General features: G+C 29.7%; 14 protein-coding genes and 2 pseudogenes. 12 read left to right on the top strand and 4 right to left on the bottom strand.

Annotated elements, in window-relative coordinates:
• Positions 1-2: 2 nt before the first annotated feature.
• The 3 genes from MODO_RS11740 to MODO_RS11730 all read right to left on the bottom strand — a co-directional run bounded on the left by MODO_RS11740 (position 3) and on the right by MODO_RS11730 (position 2095).
• Positions 3-311 (bottom strand): hypothetical protein, encoded by a 309-nt coding sequence (locus MODO_RS11740; RefSeq protein WP_059051034.1) that lies wholly within the window; start codon positions 309-311, stop codon positions 3-5.
• A 4-nt stretch (positions 312-315) separates the two neighbouring features.
• Positions 316-570: a helix-turn-helix domain-containing protein gene (locus MODO_RS11735; RefSeq protein ID WP_058699617.1), complete on the bottom strand. Its 255-nt coding sequence runs from the start codon at positions 568-570 to the stop codon at positions 316-318.
• A gap of 469 nt (positions 571-1039) precedes the next feature.
• Positions 1040-2095: a succinylglutamate desuccinylase/aspartoacylase family protein gene (locus tag MODO_RS11730; RefSeq protein ID WP_058699616.1), complete on the bottom strand. Its 1056-nt coding sequence runs from the start codon at positions 2093-2095 to the stop codon at positions 1040-1042.
• A gap of 726 nt (positions 2096-2821) precedes the next feature.
• On the opposite strand from MODO_RS11730, the gene MODO_RS11725 reads away from it, so the two are divergent.
• The 3 genes and pseudogenes from MODO_RS11725 (at position 2822) to MODO_RS19710 (ending at position 3812) form a co-directional block, all read left to right on the top strand.
• A complete protein-coding gene (locus MODO_RS11725; RefSeq protein ID WP_144964311.1) occupies positions 2822-3130 on the top strand; it encodes a hypothetical protein in 309 nt (102 codons plus the stop codon).
• 92 nt (positions 3131-3222) lie between these two features.
• Positions 3223-3674 (top strand): annotated as a pseudogene (gene tnpA / locus MODO_RS11720) (IS200/IS605 family transposase).
• Positions 3675-3683: 9 nt separating this feature from the next.
• Complete coding sequence (locus tag MODO_RS19710; RefSeq protein ID WP_081048732.1) at positions 3684-3812, top strand: CobW C-terminal domain-containing protein; 129 nt, start codon at positions 3684-3686, stop codon at positions 3810-3812.
• A gap of 436 nt (positions 3813-4248) precedes the next feature.
• Here the strand turns inward: MODO_RS19710 and MODO_RS19735 are convergent.
• Positions 4249-5090, bottom strand: a pseudogene (locus MODO_RS19735) (RteC domain-containing protein).
• 366 nt (positions 5091-5456) lie between these two features.
• On the opposite strand from MODO_RS19735, the gene MODO_RS11710 reads away from it, so the two are divergent.
• The 9 genes from MODO_RS11710 to MODO_RS19695 all read left to right on the top strand — a co-directional run bounded on the left by MODO_RS11710 (position 5457) and on the right by MODO_RS19695 (position 15622).
• On the top strand, positions 5457-6467 hold the full coding sequence (locus MODO_RS11710) for a hypothetical protein (protein ID WP_059051033.1): 1011 nt from the start codon (positions 5457-5459) through the stop codon (positions 6465-6467).
• 65 nt (positions 6468-6532) lie between these two features.
• A complete protein-coding gene (locus MODO_RS18910) occupies positions 6533-7603 on the top strand; it encodes a sensor histidine kinase (protein WP_069190340.1) in 1071 nt (356 codons plus the stop codon).
• Positions 7600-8298 carry a LytR/AlgR family response regulator transcription factor gene (locus tag MODO_RS11700; RefSeq protein ID WP_059051031.1) on the top strand — a complete coding sequence of 233 codons (699 nt, stop codon included), beginning with the start codon at positions 7600-7602 and terminating at the stop codon, positions 8296-8298. The genes MODO_RS18910 and MODO_RS11700 overlap by 4 nt, the downstream gene beginning before the upstream one ends.
• Positions 8299-8624: 326 nt before the next feature.
• Complete coding sequence (locus tag MODO_RS11695; protein WP_058699612.1) at positions 8625-9233, top strand: TetR/AcrR family transcriptional regulator; 609 nt, start codon at positions 8625-8627, stop codon at positions 9231-9233.
• A gap of 16 nt (positions 9234-9249) precedes the next feature.
• Positions 9250-10575, top strand: coding sequence for a TolC family protein (locus tag MODO_RS11690; protein ID WP_038987543.1), 1326 nt, complete (start codon positions 9250-9252; stop codon positions 10573-10575).
• 30 nt (positions 10576-10605) lie between these two features.
• Entirely contained in the window at positions 10606-11664 is a 1059-nt protein-coding gene (locus MODO_RS11685; RefSeq protein ID WP_038987544.1) for an efflux RND transporter periplasmic adaptor subunit, read from the top strand.
• A gap of 25 nt (positions 11665-11689) precedes the next feature.
• On the top strand, positions 11690-14869 hold the full coding sequence (locus tag MODO_RS11680) for an efflux RND transporter permease subunit (RefSeq protein WP_038987545.1): 3180 nt from the start codon (positions 11690-11692) through the stop codon (positions 14867-14869).
• Positions 14870-14977: 108 nt separating this feature from the next.
• Entirely contained in the window at positions 14978-15460 is a 483-nt protein-coding gene (locus tag MODO_RS11675; protein WP_235811661.1) for a response regulator, read from the top strand.
• A 15-nt stretch (positions 15461-15475) separates the two neighbouring features.
• Positions 15476-15622: a helix-turn-helix domain-containing protein gene (locus MODO_RS19695; protein ID WP_256597104.1), complete on the top strand. Its 147-nt coding sequence runs from the start codon at positions 15476-15478 to the stop codon at positions 15620-15622.
• Positions 15623-15826: the final 204 nt, after the last annotated feature.

Below are 15826 nucleotides of genomic sequence, written 5' to 3'. Positions count from 1 at the left end.
CATTACTCCCTCGTACAATCTAAGCTTTTATGCAATAATTCAACTGTACTACGCATGTCAGGGTGATACGAGGGAGTATATTTGATATAACCCAATTCTTGGAGTTCTTTTAAGTATTTATGATAAGTAGGAAGTGTAGTAATATGAGCGTATTTCATCAATTTACGTCTACTTATTCTAATTAGTTTACATTGTTTTTGTATAAATGCAAACTGAACAATACCCAGCAGTAGAGCAAAATGCCAAACATTGAGTTTAGCATCATTTTTAAGCTCTACTATATAACGAAGTAGTTTATTTGATATACTCATAATACTATTCCTTAAAAAGATTATCAATATCCGCTCTATTGTAATAATAGGAGCCAAGTATTTTTCTGTATCGTAGTTTTCCACTAATGCGAAGTGTTTGAAGTGAAGCTGCTGAAATACTAAGTAATTGCCTTGCTACTTTTGCCTTTACCCAATCAAGAGAAGCTTCTTTGTTTTGCTTAACTAAGATTTCTTTTAGCTCTCCAATAATTGTTTGAGCAAACAATCTTAAATCTTCTTTTGTGATTTGATTTTCCATGATAGTTGTTTTTTTAGGTTAAACAACTAAGATAAAAATAGAACATTTGAAATACTTAATAATGGAATGTAAAGGATATACTTGTCTTTATTATCTAAGTCATAATTCTCATTAATTGTATGATTTATAATCATATAATGATATTAATCTTCTATATTTTGTATGTTTTTTTTAATCAGGATAATTCTTTAAATATGCTTCTAAATTATCAAGTGGAATATTGTTATTCCAAATATTAAAAACAATATTTGTTTGTTTTGAAGAATGAGAAATAGTAGAATCTCAATTAAGATCTTCAATAGAAATATGTTTCTTTATATCTTTTTTAGTCCACTCTGATTAATTTGTACAAAAATACCTTTTTAAAAAAACTATGTTTATACTAATTGCATAGGGATTTATGCCATTTTGATAACAATTAACAAAGTGTTCACTTACTCAAATATGTTTTTTTTAAAAATAATACATACTAATTATCCTGTACTTGATAACCAATACAAAACAATGTTTCTCCTTTATTAACAGGAGGAGTACCAATCTTATAAAGAACAGTACCACTCTCTGGAGCGGTTATTTTTTGAATTTCGTTTCCAAATATATCAGTAATATAACCAATCTGCTGGTTTTTAGTTATCTTCTCCCCAGCTTTTACATCACTATAGAAAATTCCCTGAATAGGAACAGATACATAGGCTTGTCTATTGTAATAGATTTTTCCCGATTCTACAGGTTTAACATTCATATTTTCATACATATCCAATTCCTTCATCATACGATAAATAGCATCCTTGGTCATAGAAATTTCTTCTTTATTCCAATTTCCCAATTTTCCAATTTCTATACTTAAACTAGTAATACCAAGCCTAACCGCTTGCTTAAAAGCATACATCGCAGGTTTTTCAGAAGGCAGAATGTAAGGATAAGAAACCACTGTATCAAATCCACTAATTTCACTTAATCGCAAAGCAAGTGCTGTTTGCTCTTTAAATTCTTTATTGTCATAATAACACATAAAAGGAATAAGATCTTCACCTACATCTCCTCCGTGCATATCTAACAATACGTCAGTAACTCCAAATACTTCTTTGGTCATCCAATCTGCCATCACTTCACTAATTGTTCCTGTAGAGCTTCCTGGAAATACACGATTAAGATTAAGATTATCTAACAGGTTTATAAATGGTGTTCGCTTATAAAAAGGTTCTACATTAACAATCGGTATGATAATCAGATTACCTTTTAATTTGTTTGGGTCTATTTCTTTCTTAATTTCCAAAAGAGATAGTATCGTGGGATACTCCATTCCGTGAATTCCCGCTATAATGGTAAAAGTAGGCCCCTTTTCGGCTCCATTGATAAAAGTAACAGGTATATCTACTGAAACATCATCGATAGTACTTACTTTAAAGATCTTGTCTATAACAACAGGTCTTCCTAAATTCACATTTTCTTTTAACGTTTGGTTTTGAGCTTTTGTCGTTTGAGACAAGAATAATACGAATACTAAAAAAAATATTTTTTCCATCTTCAGTTTTTAAATAATAAGATTGTAAATATAATAAAGTCAAAAAAGAGAGCCTAAGGATAAGGCTCCTACTTTTTCATCATTTCATCTTTAAGGTTACCCCCTTCATTTCTTTTAAAAAATCATTTTCTGAAATAAAGACTTAAATGTACAAGACCAATTAAAACTGGTACTTCTATAAGAGGTTCAATGGCTGTAGCAAATGCACTGGGTGATGTAATACCAAATACTGAAATTCCAACAGCAATTACCCTTCAAAATTATTACTAGAAACCGTAAATGCTAACATTGCACTTCTCCTACATCCATGATGCGCCATTCTATGAGGGTGTTTATCAGATCTATTTTAACTCAACACGATGGGCTTCAACTGAGGTAGCATGGGGAGTAAATTGAGTGTAATTGACAAAAACAACTTAGGATACATATTAGCCAAACTTTTAAGAATATAAAGAGATATTGTTTTTGCACATAATATATCTCTAAATTTTTTTTAGTGATTAGTTCAGTCATTAGAAAATAATTTAAGATTTCTTTATTTAATGGAATAGAGTTTTAAAAGCAGAATTTATTTAAAGCTTATAAAGCAAAGCTACTGGATAGTTATAGAATAATTACAATGAGATTAGCAAGTATTACTTGTTTCGTCTTTATTATTTCGCATATCGTCAGCGTTGAAATTTTATTCGGATATAGTTTTGTCCTGATTTAAAATTAATGGATCAAATGAAATTAAATAGTGATATAAACAGAACGAAATTTAAGCGATTTAGTCTTTTATTAATACTGACAAGTTTTTCTTGTACAAGTTCAATTTATGCTCAGGAAATCAAAATGTATAAGCTTAAAGCAAGAGTATTGCAAGAAGGTAAAAATCAAAAGGAGGCTTTGTCTCATACTTATGTCTATTCGTCACCTAGTCGGGTTGAAACTTTTTCAAACAATAAAGGAGAGTTTTCTTTAGAGTTGTCAAAAGGAAAACATCGTGTAATGATTTCTTATGTTGGAAAGGTAAGTGTAGATACTTTAATCTAAAGAATTCCCCGAGGCTTGCCTCGGGGTCAGAAGGAAAAGTTTGAAAAACGGATGGTTTTTCAAAACACTTTGAAAAAGTGTAACTTAGTTCTATGGATGATGAACATATTTATAAGAGTCATAATAAGACGTTACTATTGTATCATATAGTATTTCCTATGAAATATAGGCGTAAGTTACTTACAGATGAGTCAGGTCTTAGTTTAGTGAAAGTTTGTGAGGAAATATCAGAGAGATATGAGATAGCTTTTTTGGAGATAGGCTATGAATCAGACCATGTTCATTTTTTGATACAGAGTGACCAAGTTTGTCATTAAGTCAAATAGTACGTACGATAAAGAGTATAACAGCTCGTGAAATGTTCCGTATTCACCCAGAAATAAAGCAATTATTATGGGGAGGTAATTTATGGACAAGTGGTTTTTATGCAAATACAGTAGGCTTATATGGGAACAAAGAAGTAATACGAAAGTATATAGAAAGTCAAGGTAAATCAGATAAAGATTATCAGAAAGTATATTCTGGTCAACTTACTCTGTTCTAACAATACCTCGTGGGCTTGCCCCGAGGTATTTTATTAAGAGCAAAGGGACTTTTTTGGATTGCTAGTCGACCTGATGAAATATTTAATTTTTCTCAAGCAGGAGGTTCTAGTAGATTAGAAAATGCTGGAGTTTGGTAGTGTAGTATTCCTTTTGGTCAAAGAATATTACATCCTGATTTTGTTTATAACCAAACTTTAATTGAATCAGAATGGCACCCAGTATGGGGAGATTGTTTAAATGAAATAGTTTTTATAGGACAAAGTATAGACCAACATCGAATGATTTTGGAACTTTCTGAGTGCTTAATAGATGATAACGAGCAAATTCTATTTGGTAAAAACAATGAATTTATTGATTCATTTCCTGAGTATTTCTAATACGATCTTAATTTTATGCTATTCCATGATTAGAGATTGTACTTGTTAAAAAATTTAAACAATTTTTCTATAATACTGATCAAATTGAGTTTTAGTGTATCAATTTTTTTGAATATCAGGTGATAAGAAATATTAGCGCAAAAACTATTTAGGTAACTAGCCCTAGTAGATAATTAGTAAGGCTAGTTTTTACAGACTAATATTCTTTATCCATATACTGTTCCAACTCTTCTTTCAATCTATCCAAATAACTTGTTTTAGACCTAGCCCTTGTTTTCATTCGATGAAAAGCATGATGAATATCAGAAAGTGTAATACCAAAAAGCTGCTGAAATAGCACTGCTATTTTTCGTATTTCCAGTTTGCCGTGATTAATAGAACCCGACACATAAAGGGCGTAGATAAGCTCTATCAAAGCATTATGAGACTCGGACCATACAAGTGTTTCTGAAAATTGTAAGAGCCTAGTATTTTTTGTAATTGAACTGTTTACTTTTTCCTGTAGATAGTTTTGCAACATGTTATGAGCAATGATACGAGAAGCTTTGTAATCGTAATAAGTAGAGAAGAGTATGTCAATTTCAAATACAAAGCTATTAAGTCCTATAAGAGGTGTTATTTACCTAGAGTAAAATATTCAATGTCTTTGTCTATTCTATTAGCCTTGTAATACTTATAAAATTCATTTTGGCTATAGTATTTTTTGTATTCAGAGTTAAGCTCTTCTATTTTTTTTAAGTAGTATTTGTTTTGGGAGGTATAATCTAAGGGGCAACATGTTTCAATCCGATATACTTTATTATAAAAGATTAGTTTGCTTAAGATGTGAGGTTTAACTATTTTAAAAAAATTAATTTCTTCTAATTGATTTTGAAACCCATTTTTTAAAATATTTTCCTTTAAGCCAATTAAGATAAGCTGAAGAAACTTGATTATTTCTAAAGTTTTCTCAATGGTAAGAGATCCCCAGAGGTTTAACTCTACTTCTTTACTTTCAATTGATTTCACTAAGTGTTTGAAATTTTCTTTTTGTGTCATAATTAGGTTTTTTGGTTGGTTAATTATTGACATCATGAACTTGAGAAAAAATCAGTAGCACTACTTCTAAAGTAAAGAAAGTTTTGTTACGAGTCAATACGAGAAAACACTATAAAATATTGCGGAAAACACGTATTGTTTATCAAAAAAAAATTAAGCCAAATTCTATATCATTTACGAAGAAAATTGGAAATAATTATTTAAGACAGGTTGGTATAAAATTTATGCTGTTTGGTATAAAAAAAGATAAGACAAATTTTATTTTTTATTTATTTGTCTCTGTTTCATCTCTGACTTACTTGCTTAGGTATGAACAATATTTTAGTATTTAACTTCTTTTTAGTTTAAAATAAGAATATCCTTTATATGATTAAAGATACAGTATGTTTAGTAGGTAGTTTATTATTATCTATTACCTGTTTTTCTCAAGAAGAAAAAAATAATTTACCATTAAAAAAAGATAGTATTAGTAGCCCAAAACAAGTGGTAGTTTATGCGGCTGATAAATTTACTATTATCAGACCATTAAATATAGAGTTCTCAAATGTTTCACCCTATAATTTTAGTCCTCAAAAAGGAATTACTTCACTTGAAGAAGGAAAAGTAGAGGATTTTAAACAAGTTAAAGTAAGTGCTTCAATTAATTTTATTAAGAATAAAAATTGGGTACTTGGAACTACTTTAGGTTATAAATTCACTCATATGAAAACGGATTTATTTGATTTTAAATCAGTCAATCCAAGTATGGTTCAAGAGGATTTTCATTATCATTTTACATCTTTAAATTTCGTGTATTTTTCAACACTTTTTGGAAAAAGAACAGTTTTTTCTTCTAGTTTAATTGTAGAAGGAAGTGATCGTCATTTTGAAAGGGTGAAAGGATTAGTTTCAGGAATAGTTGTATTGAAAAGTGAAGCCAAAACAAAAATGAGTTTAGGTTTGTTAGGTAATATTGATCCTACTTCTCAAGTTCCTATACTTCCTATTTTTACTTTTGAATATAGATTCAACAATGGGATGGTTTTTGAAGCGACGCTTCCTAAAAGTGTGTATATTAGAAAAAATGTTTTTGATGCAGGAAGAATTTCTTTCGGATCAGAGATGGATCCAACCTCATTTTATTTGTATAATGTGGATGGAACGAGTCAGAGATATGAATATAGACAAATTGATGTAAACTCAGGAGTGATTTATGAATATGCCGTCGGTGATTTTGTGATTACAGGTAAGGCAGGAATTAAAATAACACCTTCTGCAAGAATATTTGAAAAAGAGGAATCATTTAATCATTCAGTAGTTGAATTAAAACCAGATCCTACGTTCTATTTTAATGTAGGAGTTTCATTTAATCCTTTTAGTTTACTAAAGAAAAAATAATAAGTAAATGGAATGATCAAATTCATTAAATAAGTTGAGTTTAATTGATATTAAAAAAAAACATAATGGAAAATAGAGAATTTAGTAATGGTTTTATTATGAGCTTTCTTACCGAGAAACGTTTCCGTTTTGCAAGACATGCCTTTTTTCTAATAGGATTTTTCTTACTCTTGTATTTTGGGGATTTTTTTAAAGAATTTCCAAAAACAATAGCTTACTATGTTGTTTTTTTAGTTTATTCTATTTTTATAGCTATGTTTTATTTAAATATGTATTTGTTAATACCAACTTTTTTATTTAAAAATAGATATATACTATATTTTATTTTTCTTATAATATTAGTTTTAATTGGCTTAAATATAATAGAATGGTGTTATGGTAACTATTTTAATTCCCATCGATTAATTCCTTTAAATAGTATAAGAAGAACAGATAATTATTATACAATTCTTCTTCTTTGTGCATCTTTTATTTCATTGTCTACAACAATAAAATTGTTGCAGAATTGGATTAAAGATAAAGAGCGTATCGTTGGATTAAAAAGTTTAACCCATACTATGGAATTAAATGAATTAAAGAATCAAATAAGTCCACACTTTTTGTTTAATATGTTAAACAATGTAAAATCACTTATTCGTATAGAACCAGAGAAAGCAACTACTGTTATTATGAAACTATCTGAGTTTTTACGCTATCAACTTTATGAGAGTAATCAAGAACGAGTAGTATTAGCCTCAGAAATTGAGTTTATCTTAAACTTTTTGAATCTGGAAAAAATAAGGAAAGAAAATTTGACTATTCACTTTAATTGTAAGTTAGATAAAAATTCAATGAATGCTATATTTATACCTTCAGGTTTGTTTACTGTTTTCGTTGAAAATGCAATAAAATATAGTTATGATATTAATGAAGCTGAAAGTTATATTAAACTTACTATAAATGTAGATGATGAAAAGTTATTCTTTAGTTGTACAAACTCAAAAAGTGTTGACTTTTCGACATATAAAAACAAAAGTGGAGGTTTAGGTTTGGCTAATATAAAAAGACGCCTAGACCTTATATATCCAGATCGTCATAAGTTGAAAATAACTTCAGAAGAGAATTTGTTCCATGTTAATTTAATTATTCCAATATGAATTGTATTATTGTAGATGATGAGCCTCTAGCTAGAAAAGAAATGGAATCTTTAATTGAAGAATCTTCAAATATTACAATATTTGGAAAGTTTTCCAATGGATCAAAAGCTTTAGAGTTTTTGAAAGAAAATGAGGTTGATCTTATTTTTTTAGATATTGAGATGCCTTTTTTTTCAGGTTTGGATTTAGCAGAATTACTGCCTATGAAAACACTTGTTATTTTCACAACAGCATACCCACAATATGCGCATAAAAGTTATGAACTAGATGCTATTGATTACTTAGTTAAGCCAATTGATAAACTGCGTTTGAAGAAAGCAATAAATAAAGCTGTTTTGTATAAAACACTGTTGGATAATAATAAATTTGCTAGTATTATAGAGGAACCTAGTAATGAATTTTTCTGGATAAAATCGGAAAGAAGAAATCACAAATTAAATTATAAAGAGATATTGTTTATTGAGGGGTTAAAGGATTATGTTGTAATTCATACAGTCACACAGAAATTAATAACGGCTATGAATCTAAAAACAATACATCAAAAATTAATACCTAGTTTTTTTTTAAGAGTTAGCAAGTCTTATATTATAAATGTCAATCATATTGATTCATTTAATACTCACAATGTGTATATTGGGGAATTTGAAATACCGTTGGGAGAAACTTACCGTAAAGATTTTTTAGATTTATATTGATTAGTATAGTTTGTAATTTACTAGTAACAGTTTTTAGTTATCCTAAATAACTAAAAGGCTTGTTTAGACAAAAAAAACACTCTTTATGGGTGTTTTTTTCGTTTAATAAATGTATTGTTCACAATCTGAAAAATGAATTTTGTAGAAAATAGTAAGGGAAAGTGTTGTTTTGATCTTATAGGATTAGTTGTGTTTTTAGTAAAGTATAATATTTCGGTTGTTTTGTATAATTAGCTTATCTATTGGTATAAAGATAAATAATGGAATTGATGAAATGGTTTTATTTGTTTTATTAAGTTCTATACCATTATGATAATAAGATAAAAATGAAAGACCAGATTTTCCATAAATCATTAGAGCTATTTTTAAAAAATGGCATGAAAACAACGACCATGGATGATATTGCCTTTGAGATGGGTATTTCAAAGAAAACAATATATCAACATTATGAATCTAAAAATCGACTAATAGAAGAGGTTTTAGCTTATATAAATGATTTAATTATAAGTGAAATTCACTTAGTTTTTGATAAGAATAATAATGCAATTATTGAATTGCTTAGTATACATAATAGTATAAGCGATGTACTTAACATCAATTCGATATCATTTCAAGCTGAATTGTCAAGATACTACCCAAGACTTTATCAGAAGCAAAAGAAAGTTATAATAAAAAAAACATTGCATTTTATAGAAAAAAACTTAGCTAAGGGAGTCAAGGAAGGGGATTATAAAGATGATATAGATATAGAATTTTTAGCTCGATTTTTTGTAGCCTCTTGTTATTTATTAGATGATGTGGATTTATTTCCGTTAGATCAATTCGAAACTTCCTATTTATATCAATCAAGAATACAATACTATATCGAAGCTATTTCAACAGATGTAGGTTTAGAAGAGTTTATCAAAGTCCGTAAAACATATACCCAAGTTTAAATACCATTTTTATTCAATGAACAAAATAAAATTAACCCTTGCTATTTGGCTAATAGGGTACATGAGTTATGCTCAGGAAGTAGAGCTAAAATTAAAGGATGCAATAGCATATGCTTTAGAAAATAAGGCAGAAGCAGTTAAATCTCGTTTAGATTTAAAAAATAGTGATTATCAAATTCAAGAAGCAAGAGCTCAAGCTTTACCACAAATAAATGCTGTAGCAGATGTTACAAATAATCCATTACTTCAAAAAATGGCTATGCCTAGTGCATTTGGTGGAGGTATGGTTTCTTTTGGGAAAGAATGGCAATCCACAGTTTCTGCTTCTTTGTCACAAGAATTGTTTAATCAGGCTGTGTTTATAGGTTTGAAAGCGGCTAAATCAACTCGAGAATTCTATAAAATCAATATTCAACTTACTAATGAGCAGATTATTGAAAAAGTAGCAACAAGCTATTATGAAGTATATCGATTAAAATCACAAATAGAAACCTTGGATAAAACTATTGATAACACCACTCGAATTAGAGATGTCATTGTCAACTTATATCAAACAGGTTTAGCCAAGAAAATTGATGTAAGTAGAATAGATGTTTCTTTAAACAACATAACGAGTAATCGACAACAATTGGTAAATGCAAAGGTTCTACAAGAGAATGCCTTAAAATATCTTATTGGTATGGAAATACAAACTCTTGTTGTGTTTCCTGACGATACATTTAAAATTTCAGATGCTATTTCTTTCACTGAGCAATTTGATGTAGAAGATCGTACTGAAATTAAATTGTTGGATAAACAAAATGAGCTTTTGACATTAAATAAAAAATCAATTAGAGCTCAAGGTTATCCTAGTTTAAGTTTCCAAGCAAATTTTGGTTACTCTGGTTTGGGGGATGAGTTTACATGGTTCAGTAAGCCTGAGAACGGTACTTATTGGAGTGGTTTTTCAAGTATAGGATTGAAGCTTGTGGTACCAATTTTTAATGGATCAGTAATAAAAGCTAAGACAAAACAAGCTCAAATAGAAATTGATAAATTACAAATTGATAAACAAGACACTCTGTTAGCAATGGAATTAGCTATTGAAAATGCACAAGCGCAAATAGACAATTCAAGAATTACACTTATTACTCAAAAAGAGAATGTCCATTTGGCAAAAGAAGTCTTAGAGGATATTGAGAATAATTATAAAATAGGGTTAGCTCCTCTAACGGACTTGTTGGACGCAGAAAACGCTTATGCAGAGGCTCAAAATAGTTATACAAGTGCTTTGTTGGACTATAAACTTGCAGAGATTCAATTAATTAAATCAATTGGAGGCTTGAATCAATTTACCTATTAAAAATAAATTAAGATCTATTAAAATACATATATGAAAAAAATAGTTATTACTGGTTTAGTTGTAGTTATAGCTTTGGCTGGAATTATTTATACGTTGAAAAATAATCAAAAAAGTAATCAATTAGAAACTGAGGTAGTCGCCCAGCAAAATGCAGAAGTATCTGTTCGTACTGAACGTGTTTCTATGCAAAAATTAAATACACAATATGTAACAAATGGAATTCTTATTCCTAAGCAAGAGGTAATGATTTCAGCAGAAATTAATGGTCGAATTGCTAAGTTGTTGGTAGAGGAAGGAGCATTTGTTCAAAAAGGACAGATACTAGCTGTAATTGAAGGAGATAAGCAAAATACGAGTCTTAATAAGGCGCAAGCTGTTTATGACAATGCATTATCAGATTTTAATCGGTATAAAACTGCATTGGTAACAGGGGGAGTTACACAACAGCAAGTTGATCAAATAAGTTTACAAGTAGAAAATGCTAAGAATGATTTAGCAAATGCACGAATCTTAGTTTCAGATAGTAATGTCAAGGCCTCTTTTTCAGGTATAATTAATAAGCGTTCTATAGAAGTTGGCACCTACGTATCGCCAGGAGAAACTTTATTTGAGGTAGTGAATGTCTCTGCTTTAAAGTTAAGAGTAAACGTAGATGAAAAAAATGTAAATATGCTAAAGGTGGGACAATCCGTAAATGTAAAACTACCTGTTTTTGCAGATAAAGATTTTGTTGGTAAAATACGATTTATAGCACCTAAAGCAGATAGTGATTTAAATTTTCCAATTGAAATTGAAATCGAAAATACAAATCAACATGAATTGAAAGCAGGAATGTATGCTACAGCTTACATTGGAGATGATCAAGAATCTACTATATTGACTGTTCCACGTGCTGCTTTTGTAGGAAGTGTAAGCAGTAATCAAGTTTTTATAGTTCAAGATGGTAAAGCAGTTTTAAAGAAGGCAATAGCAGGAAGAGTTTATGGAGACTATGTTGAGATAATTTCTGGTATTGAACAAGGAATGGATGTAATTACTTCAGGACAAATTAACCTAGTTGATAGTACACCAGTTAAAACGGTTCAATAATTTATAAATCAGTCATTTAATTCACATGAAAATATCTGAAATCTCGATTAAACGTCCTAGTGTAATTATTGTATTATTTATTCTTCTAACATTAGGAGGTATTTTTTCCTACAAGCAACTAGGTTATGAATTAATTCCAAAGTTTGATGTAAATGTAATTACGGTACAAACAACATATCCAGGAGCAGCTCCTTCAGAAGTGGAAAGCTCTGTTACTAAGAAAATTGAAGATGCTGTTTCATCTTTAGAAAATATAAAAAAGATTGAGTCTAAATCTTTTGAAGGTGTATCAGTAATTACAATAACGTTAAATACTGGCGCAGATGTAAATTATTTACTCACTGATGCTCAGCGAAAAGTAAATGCTATAATTAATGATTTGCCGAAAGATGTTAAAACTCCATCTTTAACGAAGTTCTCTATTGATGATGTACCTATTATGAATCTATCAGTTACATCAAATTTAACTGAGCGTGATTTGTATGATTTACTAGATCAAAAAATACAACCCATTTTTGCAAGGGTTAATGGTATAGCTAAGATAGATTTAATAGGAGGAGAGGAACGTGAGATACAAGTAAATATTGATCCTGCAAAATTAGAAGGTTATGGTCTTACAATAGTGCAAGTTCAGAGTCTCATCAATGCTTCAAATTTAGACTTTCCTACTGGAAATATTAAGACACGTGAAAATCAAACTACAATTCGCCTATCTGGAAAATTGAATTCAATTGAAGAATTAAGAAATCTTCCTTTGACCACTTCAAATCAGATTATGATCCGTTTAAAGGACGTTGCAGATATACAAGATGGCATAAAGGATATTGAAAAAATAGCACGAATCGATCAACAGAATACTATTTTGCTTCAGGTATATAAACAATCAGATGCAAATGCAGTTGCAGTATCTGAGTTAGTTAAGCAAACAATTACAACAGTAGAGCAAAATTTTTCTGATCAAAATATAAACATTGTTATAGCTAATGATACAACCGACTACACTATTAATTCAGCAAACAATGTGGTACATGATTTAATGATTGCTATTGCTTTAGTGGCTTTTATTATGTTATTCTTTTTACACAGTTTAAGAGATGCATTCATTGCGGTGGTAGCAATACCACTTTCTCTAATAGCTACTTTTGTTGGACTATTTTTAATGGGGTATACGTTAAACTTAATGTCTTTGTTGGGATTATCATTAGTTGTTGGAATTTTAGTAGACGACGCTATTGTTGTTATAGAAAACATTCATCGTCATATGCTAATGGGGAAAAATAAAGTTCGTGCGGCATATGATGGAGCTAAGGAAATTGGTTTTACGGTTACGGCTATTACTTTAGTAATTGTAGTTGTTTTCTTACCAATTGCGGCCTCATCTGGATTAGTATCTGATATTTTGAGACAATTTTGTATGACTGTAGTTATATCAACTTTGATATCCTTACTAGTTTCATTTACCGTTGTTCCTTGGTTATATTCTAGAATGGGGAAATTATCTCATATAAATAAAGGTAGTTTTTTTGGTCGAATCCTTCATGGTTTTGAATCTGGACTTACTAAAATTGTCAATTGGATAAGTATGATTCTGGAATGGGCTTTGAAAAATAGAATGAATAAAATTATAACGTTATTAATTACAGTTGTTTTGTTTTTCAGTTCACTTTCTTTAGTGAGTATGGGATTTATTGGAACTGATTTTTTTCCTAGTAACGACAAAGGAGAATTCTACCTTCAAATAGAAATGAATAAGGATGCCTCTATTGAGCAAACTAATTTTATGACGCAAAAGGCAGAATCTTATCTTGCTGAAAAATCTGAAATTGTTAGGATGATAACAACAGTTGGACAAGCTTCGGATGGAATAGCAACAACCAATGGTTCAAAGTATAAATCAGAAATTCAAATTTATTTAGACAAAGAAAATTTAAAAAACACTTCGACAAAGGTTTATGCTGCAAAACTAAAACGTGAGATGGAGCCAATTTTACTAGGTGCCAAAGTAAAAATTGTGACTATTGGTTTAATGGGAGCAGAGCAAGCTCCACTTAATTTAACCGTAATAGGTGCTTCTACCGAAGATGCTTTAGAAGCTGCAACAAAAGCTGCCGATGTATTGCGTACAATTTCTGGGGCGACTGAGGTAAGGCTGACAATGGAAGATGGTAATCCTGAAATTAATGTTGAAGTAGATCGAGATAAGATGAATCTTCTAGGTTTGGATATATCAACAATTGGTCAAACAATGCAGATAGCATTTGCAGGTAATACGGATATAAAATATAAAGGGGAAGAAACGGAATATACAATCAATATTCGTTATGACGAATTAAGTCGAGGAAATTTAGAAAATGTAAAAAACTTGAAGTTTACTAATACTTTAGGACAAGTAATTAAATTAGAACAATTTGCAAAAGTAGAATATAGTTCAGGACCTTCACTGTTAGAACGAAGAGATAAGTCTCCTGCTGTATCTGTCCACGCACAGGTGGTTGGTAAATCGGATGGAACTATTGCAACAGAGTGGGATAATGAGTTAAAAAAACTTGATATTAAACCTGGTGTTTCTTTTATTTGGGGAGGTAATATGGAAAATCAACAAGAGGGGTTTGGAACATTAGGATTTGCTTTGTTAGCTTCTATTGTTTTAGTTTATTTCGTTATGGTGGTGTTATATGATAATTTTGTCACTCCATTTGTAGTTCTTTTCTCAATTCCCTTGTCATTTATTGGAGCTTTATTGCTATTAGCTTTATCAAATGAGACCTTAAATGTTTTTACTATTTTAGGAATAATTATGCTAATTGGATTAGTTGCAAAAAATGCAATTATGCTTGTTGATTTTGCAAATCATAGAAAAGATGAAGGCGCTAGTACTTATGATGCTTTGATAGCTGCAAATCATGCCCGTTTCAGACCAATTTTAATGACTACTCTGGCAATGGTAATCGGAATGATTCCAATTGCACTTGCTCAGGGAGATGGAGCAGATATTAACAGGGGACTGGCTACAGTGATTATAGGAGGTCTTTTATCTTCTTTGTTTTTGACCTTAATAATTGTTCCTGTTGTATATTCAATTTTTGATAGTTTAGTGAAAAAATTCAGTAAAAATGAAGGGGTTAATTATAACGAGCTTATAGTAGAAGACTATATTGAAAATGAAGTTTTAGACGATGATTTAAAAAATAAGAAGGATTTATAATCTTTAAAATAACAAGACCTTTCTATTTATTAGAAAAGGTCTTGTTTTGTAATTAGGAGGGGTGTAAACTAGAGTAATACGATTTGTTTAAGATAAAATAAATGGAATATGATTAGGATAGGTATAGTAGATGAATTAAAACTGTTCAGGAAAGGTTTTTCACTTTTATTATCTCAATTAGAAGAAATTGAAGTCGTTTTTCAATGTTCTAACGGCATTGAATTATTTAAAAAGTTAAAGGTAGTTGATGTAGATATTATTTTTTTAGAAATAAAAATGCCTATAATGGACGGTTTTCAAATAGCTTCTTTACTTAATAAAAACTATCCTAATATCAAGGTATTAGTGCTGAGTAATTATAATGACTCTTATAGTATAGCAAGAATGTTTAAGTATAATGTGTCGGGTTTCTTAACCAAGAATATTGCATTTTCAAGACTTAAAATAGCTATTAAATATGTTTATAATAATGGTATTTATTATGATAATCAAATAAGTCGAATAATTAATCAATCTGCAGAAAATAAATCTATTACAGAAATAATTATTTCGGATAAAGAAGTTGAAATAATTAAACTATACGCAAGGTAATACACAGTAAATGAAATTGCTGATAAACTTAATTTGAGTACTCGTACAATTGAAAAATATAAAGAAACTTTAATGCAAAAAACTGGCTCAAATAATTTTATAGGAGTGATTCTTTTTGTTATGCGTTGGCATTATATAAATGATAGTGATTTGCAGTCGTGAAAACACGTATAAAATACCGTGAAAACACGTATTGTTTTGAATAATTGTCCTTTGTAATTTTACTTTGGTTCGAATCAATTTAAAAGGAATTGATACTGAAAACAAATACCTTATGTTTTCTAGAGATGTAAAGTAACGCTACTGTTCGATTTAAATTAACCATACAGATCGACTAAATAAAAGTAAAACCAACTAACTTAAAAA

This window comes from Myroides odoratimimus (genome assembly GCF_001485415.1).
Lineage (GTDB): Bacteria > Bacteroidota > Bacteroidia > Flavobacteriales > Flavobacteriaceae > Flavobacterium > Flavobacterium odoratimimum.
Note: the sequence above shows the minus strand (reverse complement) of the source record. Positions and strands in the feature narration are given on the sequence as shown.